We start from the raw sequence: 331 nt of genomic DNA, 5'->3' as shown, positions 1-331 counted from the left end.
CAGAAGTGTTGAATGTTAAGAAAAGCCTGATAAAAATAGCCCAAAATATGTTAAATTTTGGGCGAAGGATTAAAATATTTTGATTAACCATGATCATAAACTCATTTCCCAAGATTGTCAAAAATATCCTGGAAGGACTACCCAAAAATGATTATCCTGTTTTAAACAGCCGTCTTTTTGTTGAGTGTTGGTTGGCTTATGCTCTGGATAATAGCTTAAGGAGTATGCGAGATTTATTTAAACGATTAAATAATACAGGTTTTGATGTAGATATTTCCACATTTTCCAAAGCCAACACTCATCGAAGTCAAGAAGTATTCCAGAAAATTTA

General features: G+C 32.3%; 1 pseudogene. It reads left to right on the top strand.

The features are described from left to right. Positions 1 to 89: 89 nt before the first annotated feature. Positions 90 to 331, top strand: a pseudogene (locus ACIR131C_RS24000) (IS4 family transposase); the annotation flags it as partial.

Source organism: Dolichospermum circinale AWQC131C, assembly GCF_000426905.1.
Lineage (GTDB): Bacteria > Cyanobacteriota > Cyanobacteriia > Cyanobacteriales > Nostocaceae > Dolichospermum > Dolichospermum circinale.
Note: the sequence above shows the minus strand (reverse complement) of the source record. Positions and strands in the feature narration are given on the sequence as shown.